Raw genomic sequence first — 26,398 nt, 5'->3', positions numbered from 1 at the left:
AATGGAGAGTTTTACCTAATTAGTTTTTCTGCTTAATCTCTGTCATTTGTTCCATCTCATCGTCAATGTCCATTAGCGCGGTTAACCATTTCGCTCGGTTACCTTTATTTTCCGCTAAATTTACTAAGACCTTCTCTCGTTCTTTTTGTAGAACTTCTATTCGATTCATAAACATAATCGCATCGGACTCCTTTCTTAATTGGTTCTAAGCAAATCAAGGATGATAATTCTTCTAAATAGGCTTTATGCACTTCCGTGAAAAGAATCTATTTTCAGACTATTGCTTGAACTTAATAGTACAATATCCTTCAATCTATGTCAAGTGGTAATATTTACTTTCACAAAGTACCCTTATTCTATCTTTCTATACCTCCCATATGCGGAATTTATAGACACATACATAGAGATAAAGGGCGAGCGAGCTAACTCACTATCTGATGAGAAAGTTTCGTTCGCCCTTAATCAACCTTATGAATTCCAAGGCGAGCAATTGATTGAACTCACCTTAATTTCGACACCCTGCAGGGCTTTCTCAGCGCTAAGATAGTCATAAAGTGCTTGAAGCATGGGGGCCTCACTCAGGAAATGCCCGAGATCCCCGACAGCCATTCCACCTTCAAGGGCGTCTAGGACAGCATGATGGTCAACGTCACCCGTAATAAAAAGATCCGCGCCTTTAAACAACGCTTTCGGTACAAAGCTAGCTCCGCTCCCATTGACGATTACCACTTTTCGCACAGTCTTCTCTAACGATCCAGCTAAGCGAACTCCTGCCAAATCATAGGGATGTGCATACAATCCTGACTGACTTAAGAGACCCAAAAAGCGTTTCCAGACCTCTCCTAACTTTTCTGGCCTCGGTAGGTACCCACTCACCCCATACCCTCGCTTCTCTCCAAGATCAAGCAAAGGATTGAGATCAGACACTGATTCTTCCAGGATTTTTATTTTTGTTAACCCAAGGACCCCAGCAAGTGCTCGGCTCGAAGAAAAAATGGACTGGTCTAAATTCGTATGGGCTGCGTAATAGCCAATCTGATGTTGCAAAAGTCGAAGAGGGACCTGAGCTGCGGCGTTATCTGCTCTTAAATTTTTCAGGGGTCGAAAAATTATCGGGTGATGCGCCACGATAAGCTGCGCACCATAGGCTTTTGCTTCTTCGACGACCTCCAGCGTTCCATCTAAGGTGATTAGGATACGCTCGATAGGGGTAGATCCGCACCCGACAAGCAACCCGACGTTATCCCACACCTCAGCCCATGATTTGGGCGCTATTTTTTCTATGACCTGAGCCACTAATTCTGTTGTTACTGCCATCTCCGCAATCCCTCCAACAACGCCAATTCCTCAGATACCTCTCTGATTTTGACCATAATCTCAGTGTTGTTTGACTTTTTCATTTGCTCCATTCGCTTTGTAAGCATACTCCAGTATTCGCTCATATATTGGTTCAAGTGGTCCGTCCGTTCTTCCAAGACTAGCGGCCCAAAATGCCAAACCAGCTTCTGTACAAGGCGTTGAAATTCCGGAGCTGAGATACCCTCGTTTTCAAAGACGGTGTGTAAACGTTCACTCCACTTGTGTTCAAATCTTTGAAGTTCGGCGCTGTTCCAGCCATCGTCCTTAGAGTATGCCATAACGACATAGATTCGGCCGTCTTCCTCAACTAACCTTTCCGTTTTCAGCCGCCACCCCTCCTTTAACAATGCCAAACGGAGCGCGCTCTCAGACCCTTGAGGTTGCAAGATAAGGTCGTGCACTGACTCTAAAACATCCGGTCGAGCAGCGAGGATATCTAGCATGGTCCTTCCACCCATTCCGGCAAGCGTCAAGACATTGACTTCCTCCTTCTTAAGGGGCATTAGCCCATCCCCAAACCGCACATCTATGACTGTTTCTAGGTGCCGAGCTTTGACGGCCGCTAAGGCCGATTGATACGGACCTTCATGAACGTCAATGGCAACTGCTTTTGAAATTCTCTGAGTCTCAAAAAGGGCTATCGGTAAATAAGCATGATCCGTCCCTATGTCCCCAAGATTTGCACCATTTGGGACAAACGAAGCGACCATTTGCAGGCGGGGACCTATTGTAACTGATAAAGACATAGTTCACCTCATCCAATCGTGAGACTCCCACTTCTACAAGTGGGAGTAGTACTCCGTAGTCTCAATGTTCAACTTTAGTTAGAGTTAACAAGTTCACGTTCCCTAATAAGTAATACCTTATTCACTATTATGTCCAAAAAACTCTATCAATGGAACCTCAACATATTTTGGAAACACAAAATGGACCCAGCAAGTTGCTACAGTCCATTATCTACATCTTAGGTGAGCGATCAAGTCTCACTTTATTGGTGGGCGATACTGGTCTCGAACCAGTGGCCTCATCCGTGTGAAGGATGCGCTCTACCGCTGAGCTAATCGCCCCTGTTTCAATGTTCGAGTATGTATAATACTTTGGCTTCTGGCCACTAACTTCAGACTTGTTGTATTCCCTAAGGAATACCCACCTTTTCTCGTCTCTGGCCTCTGGTTTCTGACCACTTGACCTATGAAATGGTGGGCCCACTTGGATTCGAACCAAGGACCAACCCGTTATGAGCGGGGGGCTCTACCGCTGAGCTATGGGCCCGTATTTAGTATCAAAGGAAAATGGCTCCCCGAGTAGGACTCGAACCTACAACCTACCGGTTAACAGCCGGTTGCTCCACCATTGAGCTATCGAGGAATGTCCTTTGCACGGGTTATTATACGTAATTCAGGGCTCATAGTCAAGTATAATCTGAAATTTAATTAATTCGCACCCCGAACGACCTTCAATATCCGGAGAATTAACGGCACACCCGAAGTTCGATTTTCGAACATCGAACTTCGCCTTCTGGGTTTATTCCAAGTAGTCTTTCAGTTTTTTACTTCGGCTTGGATGGCGCAATTTCCGTAAAGCTTTGGCTTCAATCTGCCGAATTCGTTCTCGAGTAACTCCAAATTCTTGGCCAACTTCTTCCAATGTCCGGGTCCGTCCATCATCCAGTCCAAAGCGCAACCTCAGCACTTTTTCTTCCCGGGGGGTTAACGTTTCTAGAACTTCTTCCAACTGCTCTTTTAAGAGGATGAATGAAGCAGCCTCCGCTGGCGCTGGAGCATCTTCGTCAGGGATAAAGTCTCCCAAATGGGAGTCTTCTTCTTCCCCGATGGGGGTCTCAAGCGAAACAGGTTCTTGAGCAATCTTCATGATTTCCCGTACCCGTTCAACAGGGATATCCATCACTTTGGCGATTTCTTCAGGAGCGGGTTCCCTCCCCAATTCCTGCAAGAGTTGCCGTGAAACGCGGATCAACTTGTTGATCGTTTCTACCATATGCACTGGAATTCGGATCGTCCGAGCCTGGTCAGCAATAGCACGAGTAATGGCTTGACGAATCCACCAAGTGGCATACGTGCTAAATTTAAATCCTTTGATATAGTCAAATTTTTCGACTGCCTTAATCAGTCCCAAGTTACCCTCTTGAATCAGATCAAGGAAAAGCATCCCCCGTCCAACATATCGTTTCGCGATACTGACTACGAGTCGCAAATTCGCTTCCGCTAGTCGGCGCTTCGCTTCCTCGTCGCCTTCTTCCATTCGTTTCGCCAATTGTATTTCTTCCTCGGCGGAAAGCAAAGGGACTCGTCCAATTTCTTTGAGATACATGCGGACCGGATCATCAATCCCCACGCCTTCAGGGACGCTAAGGTCAACCTCCGCTTCTACCTCTTCATCGTCTTCCGACTCCTCTGCGATATCCTCCTCGTCATCCTTGACCTTTTTTAAAATCTCCAGGTCAACTTCACCAGGTTCAGGCACCACATCTATTCCCATACGGCCAAATTGTTGGTAGACATCGTCAATTTGATCCGCGGAAAGATCAATCCCTTGGAGAGCATCCATAATCTCTCGGAATGTTATGGATCCTTTCTTTTTACCTTTCTGAATGAGGGCTTGGACGCTATCCATTTTTTGCTGTTCGTTCATCTGACCCCCACCTTCCCTCAGATCATTCTTTTGCGAGTCTTTAACCTTACTATTCGCCACGTTTTAACCGCTCTCCTATCTCTTTCAACAGAGCCATGGCACCTGCCATGTCACCGGATTTTTCTAAAATCGCCATACGCTCTTGGAGATCTTCCACTCTTTCCTCAGCCTGAGTCGAAAGAATTTCCTTGATGCAATCCTCTAAAAGGCGCTCAGTTTGGGATATATCTAACTCTTCCAGGAGCAAACTTGCCAATCGGCTTTGAACTGTTTCATCACAGTGTGCCGGCAATACACCATCCTGATCGAGATAATTAAATATTTTCTGATGTACAGGGACTTTCCAAAAAGATCCTCCTAGCATTGCCTTGATTTTAGGCAAGTGTGCAAGATCTTCTAAAAGCATGCGCAGAAGCAAGAGCTCTGCTCGATATGCCCCTAAATATACAGTCGGTAGAGGGGGGGCACTATTGTCCTTACTTATAATGGCATCAGTAATATTATCTCTACTTTTTATAGAACTAACCTGATTTTGTTGAGAATATTCCTCTAGGCGCTCTTTTTTCGGTTTTTTTGCTTCCTGGCTCGCAATCTCGCGTTGTACAGCCTCTAATGTAAGGCCGAGTTCCAAACTCAAAAAGCGTTCATACCCTTCCCGTTCCACTGGGCTGGTAACTTTCAAGATGTCTGGCGCAAGTTTAATCACGAGTTCTGCCTTTTCTGGAATGTTCCCGGGTGGCTTTTCGCGAACTAATGTTCGATACTTAAACTCTACAAAGGTCAAAACCTTGCTCAGAGCTTTGTTAAATTCTTCCACACCGTAACTTTTCAAGAACTCATCTGGATCCTTGGCCCCAGTTAAGGTTAAGACGTCCACCCGAACCCCAGCGTCACGCAGGATTTCTCCCCCTCGAAATGCAGCCTGTATTCCTGCCCCATCAGAATCATAGAGCAGAACGACTCGTAAAGTGTACCGTCTCAAAAGCTTTGCCTGATCCTTTGTTAACGCTGTTCCCAAGGACGCTACCGCATTTGGAAACCCAGCATTTTGTAAAGCAATGACATCCATATAACCCTCGACCAACAGAGCATAGCCTTCTTCACGAATACCTTGATGCGCTCGATGCATTCCATAGAGGTGATGCCCCTTATTAAAGAAAGCATTCTCCGGAGAATTCAAATACTTAGGAAGTGAATTATCCAACACTCGGCCACCAAAGGCGATTGGCTGTTTGCGCCGGTCAAGTATACTAAATAGGACGCGGTTTCGAAAACGATCGTAATATTGTTGCCCCTCTTTGTTTTGCGTCTCCTTTTCGACAGCTAGGCCGGCCTCAGCTAATTCTTGAGGCCGAACACCTCGTTCCTGCATGTAACTCAATAATCCATCCCAGCGGTCTGGCGCATACCCTAACCGAAAACTCTTCATAGTATCTTGGTCAACCCCGCGCTGAGCAAAGTAGACCCGTCCAGGTTCTCCTAAAGGTAATCTCAATAGCACATCATGAAAGTAGCTTGCTGCCCATTCGTTAATTTCTTCAAAACGTCGGCGTAGTCGGTTGTCTTCCCGTTCACGAGGAGATAGTTCCTTTTCAGGAAGAGACACACCGTATCGACTTGCCAAATTTTTAACGCTTTCAACAAAAGACCAATTTTCTTTCTTCATGACAAAAGAAAAAATGTTTCCTCCAACATTACAGCCAAAACAATAAAACATTTGTTTTTCAGGGGTCACAGTAAAACTTGGTGTCTTTTCCGAATGGAAAGGACAAAGGCCCCAATAGTTTTTCCCCTTACGCTGCAAGCTGACGTATTCAGATATAACCTCAACGATATCGGCTCGCGAACGCACTTCGTCAATAGTCGCTTCCGGAATTAACTCGTCATGAATCCTATTTTCCACGTTCTTACGCCCTTCGGTGTTTACCCACATTTTATTTACTTTGTCAACCCTTCGCTCATACAATTCTTCGCCGAAAATTCACGGAATCCTCTTTTTTTGTCTTCTTCTTCATAATTACTTTTATAAAGGATTCAAATATTTTTCCAGAAACTATTTTATTCTCCTTTTTACATGATAATCCCTCCTTTCTTCGACATTTATTTATCCAAAGTAGCTGATGCGTTCACATTACCAATTAAACCCTTTCCCCTACTTGAAAATCGTGTTAATATATAAACAGCATTAGTATCATTCTGAAAAGAACAGATTGATACAAATATAGTACCCTATGAGGAAGGTGGATATATTATGTCCAGACATACATTAAAAACTCTTTTTTTTACGATCATAACAATGCTACTTGTTGGAATCTTTCTGACAGGATGTACTTCGACCAAAACATCCACCGACAAACCCGGTGATACTACTACTAAATCCCCCGAAAATTCTCAAACTCCTCCTACCTCAGTCACCCCCACAGAGACCCAAGATTCCGTAAAGTTAACCCTCTACTTTCCCAACGCCGATGCTAGTGGACTAATTGCCACGGAGAGAACAGTGATCGTCAAGAATCAAGAAACGATCAAAGCGATGTTTACAGAACTGGCAACTCCCCCTAATGGATTGGAAAAACCACTTCCTATAGGGACTACTTTACTCGGTGCGACAGTTAGCAAAGACGGCGTAGCCACTATTGATCTCTCCTCAGACTTCAAAAAGAACTTTGGCGGAGGTTCTGCTGGTGAACAAATGACAATGTATAGTATCATAAATACGTTAACCACTCTTCCGAGCATCACCAGTGTGCAATTTCTCTTGGATGGGAAAAAGCTTGATGGGATACTCGGGAACTTAGATACCAGTACTCCGCTTAAGAGAAATGAAAGCTTAATTGCTAAATAGAGAGTCGTGTCTTAGCACGGTCAAGTGCAAGTTCGGGGACGGTTCTCGGACTTGCATACCCAAGCCAACTGATGTTCCATTGCTTGGGTATACGGCGTGAGGCTTACGTCAAAATAACATGAGATAAAGGTGGTTGAGAGTTTAGGCTCTCAACCACCTTTATCTCATTAACTTATCCTAAAGGTTCGAGCTAAGATTTTACTGGGTGTTGAGTTTTCTTACTCAACCATATGTCGGTAGATATATGCATGTATAATACGCAAACGTCTCTGCGTCAACAAACGCAGACAGTGCCACGCTAATCCCCAAGCTACCCAGTAGAGGAAGTATCATATCACTTCCATTCCTTTGGCCGGAACTCTCACTCAGGTTCCGCTGGTGCTCTTGCATCACGGCAAACCCTACTCAAACTAATGCATGGTCGAAGAACGTGTCTTGCGGACCCTCCCTAGCGCGGGATAAACAATCTTCCAAACAAATCAATGGCGTAATTATCCGTCAGCCCTGATATATAGTCGACGACTGCTTGAGTTTCGTCCCCGCCTGCCCATGTCAAAAAACTCTCGGGGAGTTTAGAGGTATCTTTATAATAATACTCAAAAAGGGCCTGAATAATGTATTGCCCTTTACGACGCTCCTCGCGTAAGGTTGAGCTGTTGTAAACCCTGTCAAACATGAATTGCCGGAATTCCTGCATTGCTCCTTGGACCTTGGGCGACTGGTAAATGCCACTTCTCTCCACAGAGGCCTCAATCATGTCAACCACCATCGTCGTAATCATATCGCTTGGCTTTTCTCCAAGCGTCTGCTTAACCTTTTTAGGCAAGTCACTTTGGATAAGCAAACCCGCTCGCAGGGCATCATCATAATCATGACAAAGATAGGCAATCCGATCTCCTGTTTTCACGATCTGTCCCTCGAGTGTTATTGGGATGATTTCACCAGTGTGATGTAAAATCCCATCGAGAACAGACTCTGTGAGATTTAATCCCTGGCCCTCACGGGCTAGGACCTTTAAAATACGTATTGACTGCTCATTATGTTCAAAGTGTGTGATGATGTGCCGTAAGGCCTCCTCTCCCACATGTCCAAAGGGAGTATGACCCACATCATGTCCTAAAGCAATCGCTTCGATGAGATCCTCATTCAATTGTAGCCCCCGAGCAATCGTGCGACATATTTGGGAAACTTCCAAACTATGCGTCATACGAGTTCGGTAATGATCCCCTGAAGGGGCAATATAAACCTGTGTCTTATGTTTAAGACGGCGAAACGGTTTACTGTGCAAAATCCTATCACGGTCTCGTTGAAATTTTGTACGGATCGGGCACTCTTCTTCCAATCGCTCGCGCCTAGCATCCCTACTTTTAGTAGCATATCGTGAAAGGCGTTCTTCTTCTTCCTTCTCAGTACGCTCACGAATTTTTTGACCCACACTCATCATAATCCCCTCCGAGCGATTCATTTCTACTTTATTCTAACATACTGCCCAGACATTTACGTGTAGGGATGCCACTGCATAACGAAAACTTAACTAGTGCCAAGCCTTCAGGCACCGGAAATAGGCTTAGCCACACTTGTACTTTCAGAAGTATATAAATGTAAGGTTATACCCTCGGAATATTCCATGCTAAAGGCAAGAGCGCAGCGCATAAACGTTGGCCCTTGCCTTTTAGCATGGAATATTATACCGATTCTTAATCGTTCCTCTTTCGGACATTCTTTGTACCTCAAAACTCATTGTTATTATTTAACAATGAGTACAGCACAAGGAGCTAGGTTGGCTACCTTAAAGGCTACGCTCCCCATAAGTAAAGCCTGGATATTGGACAATCCCCTATGTCCAAGAACCACCAAGTCATGGGGATGACTATTAAGATAGTCTACAATAACCGGCCCTGGATGCCCACTTAAGGTTAAAGTTTTGGCTTCCACGCCATTGTTGGCAGCATAATCCTGAGCCTTCTGTAAAAAAGGATATTTCATCTTTGTAGCTTCGGCACGGGATAAGCCGATCATCTCCGCTGATCCCATATCTGTCACTGGAATCACGTTTAAGATGGTGAGAACTGCCTCTTCTACCTTGGCCTGCTCTACAGCAGTTTTTAGGGCTTTATCCGCCAGGACAGACCCATCAGTTGCGACCATGATTTTCTTAAACATTCGTCGATCCTCTCCTTTCCCTATTTACCAGCAAACTCTTTGGAGAATTTTATCTAAATTTCCGCGAGCTCAGGACTACTGGTGGCAACCTTAGTTTTCTTTTCATCATGCAAGAATAAAGCTATTATAAATGCCACACCGCACAACACAGCACCTATAATGAAACAGTCGGATATAGCCATCACCATTGATTGCTGGGCTACATACTTGTATAGCACAGACATACTTAGGATCTGCCCTCCTTGTGCCCCCAGACCAGCATTTAACCCTATCCCCTGCAAAGCTGATAGCATATTCAAACTGTCCGGTTTATCCAAAACTACATTCTGTGCTAAATTAGCATAATGGAAGGCATTACGCGATTGCATAAAATTCGTGATGAGAGTAATTCCAAAAGTGCTTATCACACTCCGTATGACATTTCCTAGGGAAGAACCGGTACCAGTAGACTCTTTCGGAAGACTTACCATCCCAGCATTAATGGCCGGTGATAACGCCAGCCCTATTCCTATTCCGCGAATCGATAACCAAAACATCATGGTGGTAAACGATGTAGACCCGTTAAAGTCCTTCATGGCGTAAGATGAACCAGCCATAATTACCATGCCGATAAGGACCAGGTTCCGAGCCCCATACTTATCGAATAGCTTACCGCTGATAGGCATACATATGGCCGTGACCAACGCAGGCGGCAGCAAGACCAAGCCGGTTTGCATTGCGGTCTGCCCGAGTACGCTTTGCATAAAAACAGGAAATAGATACACTACCACTACCATAGCCACTTGAATGACAGAAGAAGCAATAGTAGACAAGGTGAAAAGCTTGTTTTTAAACAATCGTATATCGAGAACCGGTTCTGGGCATCGAAGTTCGTGAACTACCATCACCAACAGGCTAACAATTCCAACTAACAACATTATGACAATCACGGGATCTCCCCAACCCATCTGATTGCCCTTGCTTAAGGCAAATATTAGACAAAACAAACCAATGCAGATGGTTGCAATACCTATCGTATCTAATGTCGAGGTTGCTTTTTTCTCCATTTCCGGCAGCCATGCAATTCCCATAAAGACGGCTATCAAACCAATCGGTACATTTATATAAAAAAGCATTCGCCAGCTAGCTACCTCAATAATATACCCTCCCAAAGAGGGCCCAATAGCCATGGTTGCCATTCCGGCGATCCCCCATACTCCAAGCACCATGCCAATTTTGGAGATGGGGGTAATTCTGAAACAAATCGCCATGCCTAAAGGCATAATGATCCCCGCTCCGATCCCCTGCAGCACCCTGCTTATAACCATCATACTAAAACCCACTGATGAGCCACATAAGAACGAACCTGAAGTAAACAGGATTAGAGCAAAAACAAAGGTTTTTTTATAGCCAAATTTATCCCCTAAATACCCTGCCAGGGCGATTACGATTCCCTGAGTCATCATGTAGGCTGTGAGTATCCACGTAATGTCGTTGGCATTCGTACCTAAGACAGCCGTTAGTTTGGGTATCGCCACATTAACGATATTCCCGGTTAGGGCTTGTAAAAAGGTTCCCATTATTATAACACTGATTGCTGGCCAGTTAACTTTTTCCTGTAATTCAACATTATTCATTGTTATTTCCCCGCTGAATTGGTCTTAATGGTAACTCCAGCAGACATACCTGGCTTGAGCTTGTCATCCTGCTGGCTAACGCCTATTTTTATAGATATGCGCTGGGCCACTTTCGTATAGTTGCCGGATGCGTTCTCGGTTGGTAAGATCGAAAAACTTGACTGAGTAGCTCCAGAGATTTCTTCAACCTGACCGTTGAAAACAGTATTAGGGTAGGCATCGACGACAATGTTAACCTGATCTCCAGTATGTATCCGCTCTACTTTTTTTTCTTCTATGTTGGCTAATACCCAGACCTGCTCAGGCTCGACGATGGTACATATTGAGGTGCCAACGCTAACGTTTTGCCCTTTTAAGGCCCCAAGTTTTACTAAGCTTCCATTAATGGGGGCTTTTATCGTTGTATGCGCTAAAGCCAGTTCGGCATTATTATAAGCTGCCTGCGCCGACTCAATCTGGCTTTTATAAATATTGGCCTGTGAACCGTTCAAAGCGTTCAACTTGGCTTGGGCGTCGCTCACCCCCGCCTCGCTTGATTGTAAACTGGCTTGGGCAGAAATTAAGCCGGCCTGCGCTGCGTCTGAAGCAGCCTGGGCCACAGTCAAACCGGCCTGAGCCTTATCGAAACTGGACTGGGCCGTATATAAACTCTCTTGTGCCACCGAAGCCGCTTCGAAGAGAGCTTTGGTATTAGTTAGCTGCCGCTCAGCATCTGCCAGGGTTATCTGGGCCGAATTATACTGAGCTTGGGTTGATTCACACTGAGCTTGAGCTGACTGAACTTGGGCAGTTGCTGCCACAACTGCGGTTTGAGCCTTTTGGATATTGGCGTTGGCTGACTTGATGTCATCAGGGAGTTTAACGTAGTTGGCGTTGGCCAGATCTAGGGCTCCTTTGGCCTGCTGCAGGTTAATAAGATATTGGGAATCATCTACCTTAGCCAACAGCTGCCCTACTTTCACACTGTCCCCTTCTCGAACATAGACCTCGGTAAGCTTACCAGCAACCTCAGCACTGATACTAACCAAATCTGCAGACACTTTCGCATTATCCGTTGTGACCGTGGTACTTAGCTGAATATACCAGCGAGCACCTAGAATAGCCACCGCAATTATGGCTAATATCAAGATACCAATCCTAACGATCTTGGATATCGGTTTTTTCTTTGAATTCTCGATAGGATTATTAACTTCAATTGGATTCATTACTGCTCCCCCTAGTCATTCCTTTAATAATTGTTGAGACAAGTATTTCGATTACTGGACTTTGTAAATCAGCAGATATATGAGTAGCTAAGTAATTCGCAAATCCTGCACTTACACCGAGAATCATATTGGTCAAAACAACTAGATCGGACACAATAAATGATCCTTCGATTTGGCCTCGTTCGATGATACTTGTAATGAGAATTTTCTTCTTATTGTATAGTTCGATTAAACGGTTTTCTGCATTAAAGCCGATAAATGGAATAGTTGCCGAGACCTTCGGCATCCATGGATTTAGGTGAATAAAGTCAAATTCAAGCAATATATAGTTCCTCATCGCTTGGACAGGATCCCTTTGCGATATACATTTATCTTCGATCAGATAGCATTGCATCTCCAAGGACTTTGAAAAAACTTCAGACATTAATTCATCCTTGTTTTTGAAATACTGATAAATAGATGCTTTAGCAAAATCAGATTTCAGGGCTATATCATCCATGGTAATTGACTCAAATGTCTTCTCGTTTAGAAGTTGCTGGGTAGCCACAATAATACTTTCCCGCCTAGATTCCCGTTCTCGTTTTTGCCTGACTCTCAACTCATCACTTCCTATACTTTAGTTCATCAAATTCTCTGCTATTTATAATTATGAATGCCGTTCATGATTCCGTCAATGATTATTTTCCAAGATTTATACGATTTTTCTCATCAACGAGATTTCTAAGGAGAGTTTAAGCCAATTATCCGCATGTATCATCCGATAAATAAAATAGAGAATGGGTATTGTCTCTTAAAATCACTAAGGGACAATACCCATTCTCTATTCTGCACCTATATTTACTAATCCTTAATGAGTATTCTTTTTATTAGAGAGGTCGGAGTGTTATAATAAAGCTACCGAAAGAAAAAAGCATCAAAGTATTTGACAATTTCCCATAATGTTGTGATATTTGTGCGGCATTGCTCCTTTAAAGTAGAAGCTACAGCAGGGAGGCCTGACTGAAAAGACTTAAAGGAGTGGTCAAGTTGAATAAGTTGTCAAAGTTGATTGCCGCAAGCGCCTTTGTTATGGTGGTGGGCTTAAGTATTTCGGGTGCATCTCTTCAGGCGAAGGCAAGCGATCTTGTAAACGGGGAAGTAGGATTAACTATACCCAAGCTTGTCGGAGTGCAACACATAATGAATCATGGAGAATATCTTAACTCTGACGTTCACCAACAGAAGTACTTAACCTACCTCGTAAATGAGTATCTTCCAGAGAGCCTAGGTGATTGGCAGGCGGCGTTTGCTGAGCGAAATAAAGTAGCAGCGACAATGCCAAAACCGGATAAAGTTGAAGCTGTTTCGGGTGTTAGCTATCAAATCGGGCATGCCGAACAAATAGATATTACTCAAGACATGGACGACGCCTTCGCTGGGCCAAGCAAGACGATCATGATCAAACTTCCGGACGGGACGACCTTAACTGAGCCTGGCGAGGGAAAATTCATAAAAGCGGTTCCCATGGATCAGGAGACTCAAGATAAGATGGAAGCTGAGATGACAGCAGCAATACAATTGAAGGCAGATTTCGAGCAGGCTGTGGCTTCTAACAGTGCGAGTGCATTTAAAGAGGTGCTTCCGAGGGTCCTAGCCGATTACCAGAAGATGACCCAGCAGATGGCGGAATTTAGTGAACAACTTAAATCGGATACGAAGGAATAACAAGTAGGTTATCGATGGATTCAAGCGGTCTTCACTTTGCTAAAAGACGAAAGGGTGTGCTATAAAGTCACACCCTTTCTTGTACTATCTAAATGGTGGGAGAGGGTATAGTGGAATATCGAATATTTCTTGTGGAAGATGAAGACAATCTCAACAAGGTGCTTTCTTCGTACCTGCTAGAGGAGGGCTGGCAGGTACGCTCCTTTTTCGACGGACAAGTTGCCCAAGCAGCCATTCTAGAGCGACCTCACCTCTGGATCCTGGACATAACGCTCCCGGGAATTGATGGGTATCGCTTGATTCGGGAGATCAAGGCGGATTCTCCTCAGCTCCCGGTTATCTTTATTTCCGCTCGTGATGCTGATATTGACAAGATCGTCGGGCTGGAAATGGGCAGTGACGACTATATGGCTAAACCTTTTCTGCCACGGGAATTGGTGATTCGGGCGCGTCGAGTACTGGAAAGAGTCTATCCTCAAACAGCTCTCGACCCTACGGCTAAACCTTTTATTCACATAGCCTCTTACAAAATAGAGGAACAGGCGAGGCTTATCCTTGATGGTAACGAACCTGTCGAGCTGACCGCCAAGGAATTTGACCTCATGATTTGCCTGGTCAAACATCAGGGGCAGTCAATGAGTCGTGAACAAGTGCTCCAAAAAGTGTGGGGGGCGGATTATTTTGGAACCGATCGGGTGGTTGATGACTTAATGCGCCGACTACGCAAAAAATTGCCGGACTTACGGTTGGAGACGATCTATGGGTACGGGTATAGGCTGGTAAGATCATGAAAAATCGTCCATTAGTAGTACAGATCTGGCTGGTATGCACAGGTATCACACTGAGTGTTTGTGGCCTGGTGGCGATTTTTCTGCCTTGGACACTGCAGAGCTTCTTCACCCAGCAGACCTACGACATTTTGCAGGATTCTCAAAAGAACCTCTCGATAGTAAGCGCCAAAACGGGGGCTGCTTCCGCTTTGCCTGATGCATTACTATATTCCAAGGTGCTCACGATGCAGGAGGGCTCTGTCAATATTCTGGCAGAAGAACCTGTCCCTGCGATCGGAGCCTTTGTGTCGCCTGAACAAACAATTATTTTGGAGGTTCCTCGCCAGACAAAGCCGACATCTGATTTCTTGGGGATGAACATAAAAGGTGTCCCGGGTGTACTAAAAATGCCCGATGTAGGGCATATCGTTATCTCAGATGCTATTCCTCTATCTTCGTCTCTACCGCTGCCCGATAAATTCCTCCAAGCCGTGCAAGAAGATGCCCAAAAACAACAGGTAAATGTTCTTCAGTACTCCCACCAAATTGACGACAAGACTCTTTTTTATGTGATTCGTAAAGATGAAATTATGCAGCAACCGCGCTATATTGTATCCTTTGCCTGGGGTAATTACCCCAATAACCTTGCAATGTCCTTGTTCTGGCGATTGTTGTTGCTAATGCTGATCTCATTACTGCTAAGTTGGCCTGTTTCTTTATTTCTAGCACGCTATATCTCCAGGCCACTTGTCTTGATGGAGACTCAGGCAGCTCGCATAGCCGAGCGTGATTGGTTCGAGCCGTTTGTTCTGGATCGGCGTGACGAGATCGGCAAGCTAGGCCGTGCGTTTGAAAACATGCGCCAACGTCTGGTTAAACAGGATAAGACTCAGCAGTCTTTTCTTCAGAACATTTCACATGAATTGAAAACTCCGGTGATGGTTATCCGTAGCTATGCCCAGTCGATGCTGGATGGCATCTATCCAAAAGGAACGCTAGACGAAAGCATTCTAGTTATCAATGGCGAGGCGGAGCGACTGGAAAAACGTATTCGCGACCTGCTATATTTGACCAAGCTTAATTATTTGTCAACAAAGGAGCAAAAACGGGAATCGTTTAACCTGACTGAATTACTGGAACAGCGCTTGGAGAGGTTTCAATGTCGTCGGCCAGAATTAATATGGACTGTAAAATTAGTGTCTTTCTGTACCACGGGCGACCGTGAACAGTGGGGAGTAGCTATTGACAACCTGCTTGATAACCAGATACGCTATGCCGTAAAACGGATTGTCTTGTCGCTGGATGCACTAGCGGATACAACAGAGAAGGTTCTGTTACGTATCTGGAACGATGGAAATAGTATTGAAAATGAATTGATTGACTCACTGTTTGAGCCGTACCAAATCGGCCAGGATGGTGAGTTCGGGCTGGGATTGGCTATAGTTAAGCAGATCACAGAATTTCACGGAGCCAAAATATGGGCTAGTAATGAAGTGGATAACGGGGAAGAAGGTGTAGCCTTTTACATTAAGCTGTGTTCGCCCCTTTCCGCCCCCCCATCTCCAATGTAGTGCTTCTGATTATCCGGTTCTTCATAAACAAACTACCGCTGGTGATAGGCTCCTGTGCTATCTTGTCCTTTAAAGTCCAATGCACAAGCTATACACAATGGTGGCTCTAAGCTATCAAACACTTGCTTGCCACACCGAGAGCAAAACTGTCTTTTTCCTTGGTGCAAAAGAACTTTACCTGCTAGTAAGCGATAAGATAACGATTTAATTTCCATACTTAAAGCTTTCGAGTGGCATATACTGACACATCTTTGACAGCGGACACATTTTATTGGTTCATAAATCAAGGCCAACTGTTCCTTATTTTCCTTTTTCGTCAAGGCTCCTTGCGGACAAATCACTGAACATTCACCGCAATTTGTACAACTTTCGCTCACAGTTAAGGCCGGTATTGGGAGTACCTCAAACCCGGATTTTCGGGATTTCCAGGTTTCCCCCAAGAACTGCCGAGTCTTCGGAATCAGATACGTTTCGCCGGAAGTGATCCCTGGCAACATTGCCTCGAATTTCTCACGACCGATGTCCCTCCATCCCTTTCTCTCGTTCTGGGTTTGTTCTGACATCGTTTCCCTGATCGCTGATTCACAGTTCCCATCATCAGATGCAACTTTAATCCATATCGGCGGATGATCTTTCCAGGTGTCATGCACTTCCTTAAAAATCTGCACACTCGTTCCACAAGCTTTTTTATCCGGACACTCTGCACACACTCCGGTGAATATCGTCAATTCCTTCTCCCGGGCATATAACATGAGAGTCATCCATAAATCCCGGTCCAGAATCCCAAGACAAGGAATTTCATGGCCCGCCGGAATTGCTTGTGGGCAACTCAAAACGATTTTCTCTGAATTCTTGATATAATCATAGAGCTTATCGGAATTGCGATAGACAAATCCATCGCTGGGACAAACAGCCATGCAAATCCCGCATTCTGTGCAGCGTTTGGCATCGAGTTCACGATATACGGAAATGGCTTGATGGGGACAGAAGTTGATACATAACCGGCAAAGATTAACAAATGCTTTTTTGCTATTGAGGCAATTATCGTGATTATATACAATTTGACAATTATAAATCATTAAGACCCCTCTTTTGTGCAAGCCGTTATATGTTCCTAGCTTTAGGGGCTGTTCAGCACCCCTAAGTAAAAACAGTTCTACTTCCTTAACACCCGTACTATCAATGGTTTGACTTTTGTAGAGGCTAAAGTGCTTACTTCGCGGTGGAAGCGTAATCACAATCCTCAGTCATTACTTCTTCGACAGGTTCTGATTCTTGATGACCCATAATATTGAAATTTTCTGCTATGAATAGGTATGCTAAACAAGCTATTGATACTAAACCTAAGCTGACTATAATCTCTGTCCAAGCAGGGAAATAATGTCCGCCGTATTGGTTCAGATAGTTTCCCATTCCTGTGAACACTACATCAAACCTGTTCAGAATTACTCCACCTACATTAAGTATTCCAAACCAGATCAAGCCTTTACGAGTGCTGGACAAGGAACTGAATGCTATGATTATGGGTATTATTACACCAAAAACTAGTTCGCTCAGGAACATGACACTGGGTAGATCAAAGGCAAAAACATTGGCAAAGGTTCCTTGTAATGCCACATCTACGATCTTTAAGATCAAATACAAGATCATTGCTCCACCAGATATTTTGGCCAACCCTCTTAAGACAGAGATATCTACTTTATGATCTAATGCCTTCCCGGCTAAGCTGCTTTCTATAATAATCATGCCTGCCCCGACAAAAAATGATGATAGCAGGAAGAACGGCGGCAAAAATGCCGACCACCAAAGCGGGTTCACTTTGCCTACCATTAGATAAAACAATTGGCCCAGTGATGATTGGTGCAGGGTTGGCAGGGTAATACCGATGACCAGCAATACAGGCATTGCTTTCTTAAGGTATTTATGTAACCCTTTAAACACTTTCTCTGTTGCTACTTCAAAGAATTCCAATACTTGAATCAATGTATAACATGATATGCACCAGAAAACTTCAAACAATACGCTGGCATGTCCCCATGATACATAGGGTCTCCAGAAGTTAAACCATTGTCCTACCTCAATCAATAAGCCGAGTACGACAACAATATAACCTAATAATGATGTCAGCATTGCACTTCTTGCTATTGGATAAAACTTATCTCGGCGTAGTACGTATATTATAAGGGCTGTTCCATATCCGCCTCCTGCCAGGGCTACCCCTAACAGTACGTCAAATGAAATCCACAATCCCCATGGCCACTGGTCGTTTAGGTTGGTTGTCGCTCCCAAGCCTAATACAAAACGCACCAGGATTACTGCTATGGCTACGGCTGCTATGGACATAAACACCAATCTCATGGGGGTTATTCTAAACCTCCATCTCACGCTGTTCAATTTCGCTCCTGCACGGTTAACGAATGTAGTAACAAGTTCCATAAATTTCTCTCCATCCTGTTTTTTGCTGTCTTAATCTAGAGGTTCCTTGTTTTTATTGTTAAATATATACAATCCGGCTAATATGGCCGCCCAGCCGACCCCTACAAATGGTGTAGCTTTCATATATCCTTCTGTGTAAGAAGGTAACGGCTTGGTTGTTACATCCGTTCTGAATCTCATCTGTTCAAATGGCGTATCCGAGATATAAAGCCAGGATGTTCCCCCTGCTTCTTTCTCTCCAAATACTCTGTCTACATAACCGTTTTCTCTGATTCTCTTTTTTGCTTCTGCCAACAATTGGTCTCTGTCCCCAAAGGTAATTGCTCCTGTCGGGCACACCGAGGTACATGCCGTTTCCATGTTATTGGCGACTCTTGTCGGGCACATCTGGCATTTCCTTACTCCAGGAATGGCTTTCTTCCATTCGTATCTCAGTATGTCAAATGGACATGCCATCATGCAGTAGCGGCAACCTACGCACAGCTTCTGATCATAGATGACCGGCCCCTCGGGAAGCTTCTGGAATGCCTTGGAGAAACATGATGACACACAGGCAGGATCTTCACAGTGAAAACATTGGGTTTTGACATATCTCCCGACTGATGAGCCGTCCTTCTGGAGGTCATAACGATTGATTGATGTCCATTCTTCAGGCCATAAGCCGTTATTGGGTTCCTTTGCTCTGTCTGTAGCAGTCTTGCTCTTTTCCTGCGGATCCCATTCAAGTTCATTCCACAATTTACAGGCTACCGAACAGCTTTCACACCCTATACATTTCGGTATATCTACGAGCACTCCCTTTGCCATGTTTTTCCACCTCCTAATACTTAGTATAATTTGTTTTCTTCGGACTTTTTAGCAACAAACTCTTCAGCCCTGGAAACATAAGTTGTATGCAGAAGTTCTTCTGCTTTTTCGCTCATCGGAGCGGTTAAGAAATCGGCATAGACTTGTTTGATCTGGGGATTATCATAACTGTTGCGAAGTTTTGCCTTAGCATCAATATTATATAAAGATGCAGCACGCCTATTACGATCTTCATCTGACGGAGGAGAAGACGCACGGGGTTGTCCGCCACCATATTGGCAACCTCCAGGACAGGCCATCACTTCCATGAAAACCCAAGGAGCATTACCTGCTCTAACCTGATCCATAACCTTTCTGGCATTGGCCAGGCCGGAAATTACAGCAACTTTAAGATTACCAACACCGGGAATATCAACTGCTGCTTCTTTAACACCCTGCATTCCTCTTACAGGTGTTAAATTCCAAAGCGCGGCAGGTGGCTGTTGTCCAGTTATCAGATAATAGGCAGAACGAGCTGCAGCTTCCATAACACCACCGGTGGTACCGAAAATTGCTCCTGCCCCTGTTCCAGAACCCATCAGCTGATCATACTCCTCTTCAGGAAGAGCAGGAAAATCGATACCAGCTCTCTTGATCATTCTGGCAAGTTCTCTCGTGGTAAGAACAACATCCACATCCGCTGAAACATTACTGTCTTTTAATTCATTTCTGGCTGAAGCCATTTCAGGACGTTGACATTCAAATTTCTTTGCTGTACAAGGCATGATGGCTACTGAAAAGATTTTTTTGGGATCGACATCCTTCTTTTCAGCAAAATAGGTTTTTATTAAAGTACCTTCCATCTGCTGAGGAGACTTCGCTGATGATAAATTAGGAATAAGATCAGGATAAAAATATTCAATAAACTTAACCCAACCCGGGCAACAGGAAGTGAACTGTGGAATAGGCTTTTTCAATTCCCCATTAACACGTTTAACAAGTTCTGTGCCTTCTTCCATAATTGTCAGGTCAGCTGTGAAGTTAGTATCAAAAATTACGTCGAACCCTAATTTTCTCAAGGCTGCAACTTGTTTGCCCTGAACATTAGTTCCGACAGGCAGGCCAAATTCTTCGCCAAGACCAATACGTGTTGCTGGCGCAGTCTGCACTACAACTGTGATGTTTGGATCTGTGATAGCTTTGAGTACTTTATCAATATCATTCCGTTCTGAAATTGCTCCAGAAGGACACCATTGAATACACTGTCCACAATTTACACAAACAAATTCTTTTTTAATCGGCAGTTCGTAATTTCCAAACACCGATTGAATCTTCTCACAAACTTCAATGCATTGACCGCAAAGAATACACTTTTGGTCATCTCTAATAATAGAAGGGTTTAGTGGATCAATTGGAACGCGTCCGCGAACGTTGGTTGGCCAGCTACCTGGTGTATTGTATTGGGTTGGCATCCAACCGTTTCCACCAATAGCTTTATCGACTGTTATTGGTTCACCACAACCAGCCAAGTTTAGCGAGACACCGGCTAAACTTGCACCTCCAACAAACTTAAGAAAAGAACGTCTGGACAAATTTTTTACTTGTCCTGCTTTGCTTGCCATGTGTTTTACCACCTTTTTCAGTAAACTCTATTTGCAAAATTGCTATTGAACTCTCAACTGAAACTGTTTTATTGTTTTCTACCCATTAAGTGATAACATTATTAAAGAATTTTAGAATTGTGTAACAAGTGAAAATTTTCACTTGTTTTTGTGAACTTTACACTTATCTGCGCAATCATTAAGAGTTTAGTAAAATTTAGTCGTGGGGTATTAGGAGTTTTCCTCTCAAGGAAAAACGCATTTATTCACAGAGTTGAACAAAATAAAAATGATTTTTAAAACTAATGTCTTAATGGGTAAACCTTTCTTTAATCATATGATCAGGAATCTTAGATACAATTTTTGAGGACTTAAAGATTGATGCTCCTTTCTTATAAATGTTTATTGAGCGAACTAGCAACCCTTTAAGTTTAATATCTGAATTTCATCTGTCACGTTTATGTTACTAAAAAAAGTCTTTTGTTGATAAAGAAAATATTTAGAAGGTTTTGAAACTGTTAAACAAATTTCTAATTGTAATAAGAAAAACCAAGGCTGCGCCTCGGTCCTTTATCGTATATCCGTTATTCAGTATTCATACCCATGGCCTGTTTATAAGTTCTTAACTTTAACCCCTTTGACGCTGTCTTTAGCAGTTCATACCAGATATCGCCTTTAAGTTAAGGGTAGCTTCACTTCTATCGTAGTGCCCTTTTCGACCTCGCTCTGTACTGAAACTTTAGCATTGTGAAGCTCCATCAGATGATTGGCAATAGCAAGGCCCAGCCCGGTACTATTACCTTTTCGAGATTTATCGACTTTATAAAAGCGATCCCAGATATGTGTTAGTTCATCCGCAGAAATGCCATACCCCTGATCGCGAATTATGACTGACAGAACATTATTCTCAACAACTCTTGTTTCAACGGACACCTTCGTGTTATTTGGAGAATATTTAATGGCATTGTCTAAGAATATTACAAACAGTTGACGTAAACGATCATAATCGCCGAGCACGGGAGGAACGTTTTGCTCAGATAAATATTCGATTTCAATGTCCTTCTTCTCTGCGATTGTCTGAAGACTCTTTACCGTATCTGCCAGAAGGCTGGAGATATGAATAGTTTCCTTATGCATTGTGATTTTACCGGATTGAAGCCGGGAAAGCTCTAAGAGATCTCCTACCAAACGTTCCATGCCACGGGTTTCTAAAAGCATCCTTTGGTGATAACGCGTAATATCCTCGCTCTTTTCAACGGTACCATCCACCAATGCTTCGAGGGAGCCACGGATGACTGTCAGTGGGGTACGGAATTCATGAGACACATTAGCAACAAAATCCCGACGTAGTTGCTCAAGCCGCTCGCTTTCGCTGATATCATGAACTAACGCAACGCTCCCTGTCACCTTTCCATTATTATCCACAATGGGTGAAAAGATAAGCATAAGCTTTTTACCCGACCAATCTTTTAGAACTTGCGATGACTTTTTTTCGTCCATAACTTTTGTAAGCTGAACTTCAATTTCTAAATTACTGAGGTCTTTTTCCATGTCTTCCTTCAAATATGGCTGAGGTCTATTCATAATTTCTGCGAGAGCATAATTGAAGCTCACCGGTTTTAGGCTCGTATCAAAGGCGACGATTCCTTCTGAGATACTCGCTATTATGTCTTTGAGCTTTCCTTTCTCCTGAAAAAGTTGATTGATCGTAGAACCCAGCTCTGACGCCAAAGTGTCAAGTGAATTTCCAAGCTGTCCCAATTCATCCTTGCGCTCAACACCTGTTCTGGCTGAATAATTTCCCCGCGTTATTTCAAGCGCGGTTCGATTCATAGCTTTCAAGGGACGAGTAAAGAGAAGAGAATAGAAAATGCCCAAACCTACAGCAAGAATCAAGGCTGCCAGAAGGCTGACTACCAATATACTCACAGCTTTGTATAGCGTTTCTGTTACTCCAGTTACCGGAGAATGAAGAAGCACCGAGCCAATGACTGCATGGTTGGTATCAACGATTGGGACACCCACGGTTAGAGTCGCTTCGTTATAGACGCTGCTAAAACTTTCGCTGACGGATTCCTTACCTGAAAGAACCTCTTGAATTACGTTTTCAGCCTCCTTCGGGAGAGGCCCTGAGTTATTTAAGTTACCCTGTTGTCCTAGGCCGGCCCCCATACCTCGGCCTTGACCTTGACCTCGCCCCATGCCTTGCCCCATGCCTGACATTATGGTGAGGTCCCCTTTACTGTCAGTAATCCAAACTTTCGACTCTGTTAGTGTATCAAGAGAACGCATATACCCTCCGAAGCCCGGCATCTGACTATTAGTTTGTAGGGAGTCAGCCACCGCCAGCGATATGCTGCGTGCACTTGCTAGCATAGTCTTTTCCCGGCTATCAAAGGCATATTGCCTAAACATTTGAATGAAAAATATTCCGATAGCTAGCATTGATATAAGCACGATGACTACAAAGCCCGACGTTAGTTTGACGGCTATTTTATTCTTGAACATGCTTTACCTCAAATTTATACCCAATGCCCCAGATGGTTTTTATATCCCAGCTAAAGGTTTCAGGAATATTTATTTTAGACCTTAGTCTTTTGATATGGGTATCTACCGTGCGAGCATCGCCAAAATACTCATAACCCCATACGCTGTTTAAAAGATTATCCCGTGTGAAAACCTTTCCCGGGTTAGATGCCAAAAGCCATAAAATCTCAATTTCCTTCTTTGTAAGGCTGACAGGCTGATCATCGATCATCACTTCATAGTCCGTGATATTAATTTTTAGACCAGGATGGCAGACAACTTCTTCGCTTTGCTCCTCTGAAATATCGAGGCGCCTTAAAACAGCACGGATACGGGCCATGACTTCCCCCGGGCTGAAGGGTTTCACAATATAATCATCCGCACCGATATCAAGTCCCATGATGCGATCTATATCTTCTCCTTTAGCAGTAATCATTATGATGGGTACATTGGAACTTTGACGAATTTCCCTACATACCGCAAAGCCGTCTTTTTTAGGCATCATAACGTCCAGTAGTAAAAGCAGTGGCTTATATTTAATAAACATTTCTATTGCCTCTTCCCCATCATGCGCAATAATCGGGAGAAACCCTTCTTTAGTGACATAGGTCTTTAATATATCGAGAATGCCATCATTGTCATCTGCAATTAGTAGATACTTGTTCATTTTCGCACCGTCCTTGCATCCTATATTTTATCATTAATCCGAATATTATTTGTGACATATTTATGGCATGTTTCAAACTTATGTCAAACTTATGTCAAACTTTTGACACAATTTCCCGACATAATAAAGTCGTAAGGTTGAAACAAAGCAAAACGACCTAAATCAAAAAGGAGCGTGTATTTTATGAAAAACTTCAAGAAACTTATAGCTGTGGCCACAATCATTGGTAGTTTAGGGGTAGTCGGGGTAGCGGGTGCTTCCTATGCTACTGGCACAACGACACCGGCGGGTATAGCGGCTGGTTTAACAGGAAAGTCAGTAGAAGATGTTACTGCACAAAGAGCAGCCGGAACTACCTATGGAGCCATTGCCCAAGAAGCTGGAAAGTTAGATGAATTTAAGGCTCAATCACTTGAGCAGAAAAAACTTGTTCTTGACCAAAGAGTTGCGGACGGCAATTTAACTCAGGCCCAGGCGGATGATATCTATAATTCCATAAAGACGAACCAGGCAACCTGCGACGGAACTGGCAGTGCTGGCATTGGTAAAGCCAATGGCGTAGGTTTTGGACAAGGAATAGGAACAGGTAGAGGTTCAGGACAACGTAATGGTGGCGGCATGGGCCGTGGCATGGGGAATGGTTTGAACAACCAATAGAAACCATTCTAATGTATTTTCAGCTGGGAAACACAGAATGTTTTCCGGCTGAAACTTTTTCTAAAGAGATTTTTTTAGTGATAGGAGACGTTTGTATGAGGTATGGTCACTCTATTGGAACAGATTTTATTTATTCACCATTCTTTACGGTAGGACTCCTTGTTCTTGCTATTATTGCTTTCTTCATAGTATTTATGGCACCAACCAGAACTAAACCTGAACATGAACGAATCTTAGATATTTTAAATGTTCGATATGCAAAAAACGAAATAGATGATGATAAATACTATGAAGTTAAGTCAATTTTGCAAGACGAAGATTCCGATAGTTCAGCGATCATATTACTCAAGGAGAGATATGCCTGTGGAAACTTAAGTTCGATTGAGTTTGTAAAAATGCGTGACACTATAAAGACGAGAAAGACAGCCCTTGCATAATCTCTTATGGCCTCAAGTTAAACTTTTAATATATAAGAATTTAAGGGGGACATTAATTGAAGAACAATAAGTTGGTAAAATATCTGAGATGGGCTCTATTGGCATTATTCGTTGTGCTTGTTAGCTACGCAGCCTATCTCCATCAGGTATTAGGAGGCACAAAGGCCCCCTCAATTCATGCACTCTGTCCTTTTGGCGGGCTAGAGAGCCTCTATCAGATCTTCACAACAGGAAGCTTCATCGCCAAAATATTTGCAGGAACAATGACCCTGTTTGTAATCACTCTAGTTGTTGCGATTCTTTTCAGACGAAGTTTTTGCGGATTGATTTGTCCCTTTGGCGCAATTCAAGAATTCTTTGCAAAACTTGGTCAGAAGATTTTCAAGCGAAAGTGGATTATGCCTGCTACCATCGATAAGCCTTTAAGATATTTGAAATACGTAGTGCTTGTTGTTACAGTAATTTATGCTTGGAAGACTGCGGGATTATGGATGGCACCCTATGATCCATGGGCAACCTATGCACATCTTCCCGAGGGATTAGAAAGTGTGTGGTCCGAATCGGCAGTAGGTTTAATAATTCTGGTTATTACTGTTCTTGGTTCACTGATTTATGACCGATTTTTTTGCAAATACCTTTGTCCTATGGGGGTACTTTACGGAATCGTAGGTAAAATAAGCCCCTTTAAAGTGGTCAGGAACGAAAGTATATGTATCGATTGTGGAATATGTACTAAGGGCTGTCCGATGAATATTGATGTCCAGCACAGTTTTAAGGTTACGACGGCAGAGTGTATGAATTGTCAGACCTGTGTCTTAAACTGCCCCAAGGCAGGGGCTCTTGATCACCAGATGGGCAATAAGATTATAAAGCCATTGCCTATAATTGCTCTGGTGATGGTGGTGTTCTTTGGCTCAATATTTGCTTCACAGGCCGCTGGACTATATCAACTCACTCCAACCCCACTAAAAGCGGGAGAATCCCTTAATTATGACGAAGTCAAAGGGTATATGAGTATCAAAGAAGCAGCAGAGTCCACCAAAACAGACCTGAAAGTATTTTATGTTAAATTCAAGATTCCTGAAAACGTTCCTGCAGAAACAAAGATGAAAGAAATATCCGAAATAGCCGAAGGCTATGATTTCGATCAGGCAAAGGAATCTATGCGAACTAAATAGACGCACTTTACCTCGGGATCATTGTGACGGAGGAGCTAAATATGGGTCTTTAGGAGTTGCTACTATTTTGCATTCAATCTAATAATAAAACTTTATAGCCGAGTGAACTGTCCATTACTTCATATATTTTGAATTTTGTTATGTGAGAAATTATCTAAATCTTTTAATAGGCAGTTTTTTATTAGGTCGTTTATCATTAAAAATCTGTATTGTCATAAAAAGCTC

At 43.4% G+C, this 26,398-nt stretch carries 23 protein-coding genes and 3 tRNA genes; 7 read left to right on the top strand and 19 right to left on the bottom strand.

Translation table 11 applies throughout. The features are described 5' to 3' along the window. Positions 1–19: 19 nt before the first annotated feature. The 8 genes from E4K67_RS29630 to dnaG form a co-directional block, all read right to left on the bottom strand. The gene (locus E4K67_RS29630; protein WP_158408384.1) at positions 20–175 is read right to left on the bottom strand and encodes a hypothetical protein; all 156 of its coding nucleotides are present in this window, start codon (positions 173–175) and stop codon (positions 20–22) included. Positions 176–468: 293 nt separating this feature from the next. Further along, entirely contained in the window at positions 469–1,317 is an 849-nt protein-coding gene (locus E4K67_RS02735; protein ID WP_135544850.1) for a Nif3-like dinuclear metal center hexameric protein, read from the bottom strand. Next, a complete protein-coding gene (locus tag E4K67_RS02730; protein ID WP_135544849.1) occupies positions 1,308–2,105 on the bottom strand; it encodes a tRNA (adenine(22)-N(1))-methyltransferase in 798 nt (265 codons plus the stop codon). Before E4K67_RS02730 ends, E4K67_RS02735 begins: the two co-directional genes overlap by 10 nt. 246 nt (positions 2,106–2,351) lie before the next feature. Then, positions 2,352–2,426: transfer RNA gene (locus E4K67_RS02725), tRNA-Val, on the bottom strand. A 130-nt stretch (positions 2,427–2,556) separates the two neighbouring features. Continuing rightward, positions 2,557–2,631, bottom strand: a tRNA-Ile gene (locus E4K67_RS02720). A gap of 21 nt (positions 2,632–2,652) precedes the next feature. After that, positions 2,653–2,727: transfer RNA gene (locus tag E4K67_RS02715), tRNA-Asn, on the bottom strand. 156 nt (positions 2,728–2,883) lie between these two features. Beyond that, positions 2,884–4,071, bottom strand: a complete 1,188-nt coding sequence (gene rpoD / locus E4K67_RS02710) for an RNA polymerase sigma factor RpoD (RefSeq protein WP_135544848.1) — start codon at positions 4,069–4,071, stop codon at positions 2,884–2,886. Next, on the bottom strand, positions 4,061–5,944 hold the full coding sequence (gene dnaG / locus E4K67_RS02705) for a DNA primase (protein ID WP_135545167.1): 1,884 nt from the start codon (positions 5,942–5,944) through the stop codon (positions 4,061–4,063). The genes rpoD and dnaG overlap by 11 nt, the downstream gene beginning before the upstream one ends. Before the next feature lie 318 nt (positions 5,945–6,262). Between dnaG and E4K67_RS02700 the strand changes: the two genes are divergently transcribed. Beyond that, positions 6,263–6,856: a GerMN domain-containing protein gene (locus tag E4K67_RS02700; RefSeq protein WP_135544847.1), complete on the top strand. Its 594-nt coding sequence runs from the start codon at positions 6,263–6,265 to the stop codon at positions 6,854–6,856. A gap of 448 nt (positions 6,857–7,304) precedes the next feature. Here the strand turns inward: E4K67_RS02700 and E4K67_RS02695 are convergent, their stop codons facing one another. The 5 genes from E4K67_RS02695 to E4K67_RS02675 form a co-directional block, all read right to left on the bottom strand. Beyond that, on the bottom strand, positions 7,305–8,297 hold the full coding sequence (locus E4K67_RS02695; protein WP_420841520.1) for a deoxyguanosinetriphosphate triphosphohydrolase: 993 nt from the start codon (positions 8,295–8,297) through the stop codon (positions 7,305–7,307). Positions 8,298–8,602: 305 nt separating this feature from the next. Next, complete coding sequence (locus tag E4K67_RS02690; protein ID WP_135544846.1) at positions 8,603–9,019, bottom strand: universal stress protein; 417 nt, start codon at positions 9,017–9,019, stop codon at positions 8,603–8,605. A gap of 53 nt (positions 9,020–9,072) precedes the next feature. After that, entirely contained in the window at positions 9,073–10,635 is a 1,563-nt protein-coding gene (locus tag E4K67_RS02685; protein WP_135544845.1) for a DHA2 family efflux MFS transporter permease subunit, read from the bottom strand. Between the two features lie 2 nt (positions 10,636–10,637). Beyond that, positions 10,638–11,840 (bottom strand): HlyD family secretion protein, encoded by a 1,203-nt coding sequence (locus E4K67_RS02680; RefSeq protein ID WP_135544844.1) that lies wholly within the window; start codon positions 11,838–11,840, stop codon positions 10,638–10,640. Then, on the bottom strand, positions 11,827–12,438 hold the full coding sequence (locus E4K67_RS02675; protein WP_158408383.1) for a TetR/AcrR family transcriptional regulator: 612 nt from the start codon (positions 12,436–12,438) through the stop codon (positions 11,827–11,829). The genes E4K67_RS02680 and E4K67_RS02675 overlap by 14 nt, the downstream gene beginning before the upstream one ends. Positions 12,439–12,866: 428 nt before the next feature. On the opposite strand from E4K67_RS02675, the gene E4K67_RS02670 reads away from it, so the two are divergent. From E4K67_RS02670 to E4K67_RS02660, 3 genes are all read left to right on the top strand, one after another. Continuing rightward, on the top strand, positions 12,867–13,544 hold the full coding sequence (locus tag E4K67_RS02670; RefSeq protein ID WP_135544842.1) for a hypothetical protein: 678 nt from the start codon (positions 12,867–12,869) through the stop codon (positions 13,542–13,544). A gap of 92 nt (positions 13,545–13,636) precedes the next feature. Next, positions 13,637–14,335: a response regulator transcription factor gene (locus tag E4K67_RS02665; protein WP_135544841.1), complete on the top strand. Its 699-nt coding sequence runs from the start codon at positions 13,637–13,639 to the stop codon at positions 14,333–14,335. A gap of 188 nt (positions 14,336–14,523) precedes the next feature. Next, positions 14,524–15,885: a sensor histidine kinase gene (locus E4K67_RS02660; RefSeq protein WP_206752176.1), complete on the top strand. Its 1,362-nt coding sequence runs from the start codon at positions 14,524–14,526 to the stop codon at positions 15,883–15,885. Positions 15,886–15,917: 32 nt separating this feature from the next. Here the strand turns inward: E4K67_RS02660 and E4K67_RS02655 are convergent, their stop codons facing one another. The 6 genes from E4K67_RS02655 to E4K67_RS02630 form a co-directional block, all read right to left on the bottom strand. After that, entirely contained in the window at positions 15,918–16,964 is a 1,047-nt protein-coding gene (locus tag E4K67_RS02655; protein WP_199242437.1) for a 4Fe-4S dicluster domain-containing protein, read from the bottom strand. A 133-nt stretch (positions 16,965–17,097) separates the two neighbouring features. Next, a complete protein-coding gene (gene nrfD, locus E4K67_RS02650; RefSeq protein ID WP_135544839.1) occupies positions 17,098–18,321 on the bottom strand; it encodes an NrfD/PsrC family molybdoenzyme membrane anchor subunit in 1,224 nt (407 codons plus the stop codon). Between the two features lie 30 nt (positions 18,322–18,351). After that, positions 18,352–19,128, bottom strand: a complete 777-nt coding sequence (locus E4K67_RS02645) for a 4Fe-4S dicluster domain-containing protein (protein WP_135544838.1) — start codon at positions 19,126–19,128, stop codon at positions 18,352–18,354. A gap of 20 nt (positions 19,129–19,148) precedes the next feature. Then, positions 19,149–20,729 carry a [FeFe] hydrogenase, group A gene (locus E4K67_RS02640; protein WP_135544837.1) on the bottom strand — a complete coding sequence of 527 codons (1,581 nt, stop codon included), beginning with the start codon at positions 20,727–20,729 and terminating at the stop codon, positions 19,149–19,151. 654 nt (positions 20,730–21,383) lie between these two features. Next, positions 21,384–23,216, bottom strand: coding sequence for a sensor histidine kinase (locus E4K67_RS02635; RefSeq protein WP_135544836.1), 1,833 nt, complete (start codon positions 23,214–23,216; stop codon positions 21,384–21,386). Then, a complete protein-coding gene (locus E4K67_RS02630) occupies positions 23,203–23,901 on the bottom strand; it encodes a response regulator transcription factor (protein ID WP_135544835.1) in 699 nt (232 codons plus the stop codon). Before E4K67_RS02630 ends, E4K67_RS02635 begins: the two co-directional genes overlap by 14 nt. A 183-nt stretch (positions 23,902–24,084) precedes the next feature. Between E4K67_RS02630 and E4K67_RS02625 the strand changes: the two genes are divergently transcribed. The 3 genes from E4K67_RS02625 to E4K67_RS02615 all read left to right on the top strand — a co-directional run bounded on the left by E4K67_RS02625 (position 24,085) and on the right by E4K67_RS02615 (position 26,173). Further along, positions 24,085–24,558: a hypothetical protein gene (locus E4K67_RS02625; RefSeq protein ID WP_135544834.1), complete on the top strand. Its 474-nt coding sequence runs from the start codon at positions 24,085–24,087 to the stop codon at positions 24,556–24,558. A 95-nt stretch (positions 24,559–24,653) separates the two neighbouring features. Continuing rightward, positions 24,654–24,995, top strand: a complete 342-nt coding sequence (locus E4K67_RS02620) for an SHOCT domain-containing protein (RefSeq protein ID WP_135544833.1) — start codon at positions 24,654–24,656, stop codon at positions 24,993–24,995. 56 nt (positions 24,996–25,051) lie between these two features. Beyond that, positions 25,052–26,173, top strand: a complete 1,122-nt coding sequence (locus E4K67_RS02615; protein WP_135544832.1) for a 4Fe-4S binding protein — start codon at positions 25,052–25,054, stop codon at positions 26,171–26,173. Positions 26,174–26,398: the final 225 nt, after the last annotated feature.

Source organism: Desulfosporosinus fructosivorans (genome assembly GCF_004766045.1).
GTDB classification, from domain to species: Bacteria; Bacillota; Desulfitobacteriia; order Desulfitobacteriales; family Desulfitobacteriaceae; genus Desulfosporosinus; species Desulfosporosinus fructosivorans.
This window is presented reverse-complemented; position numbering and strand designations above follow the sequence as displayed.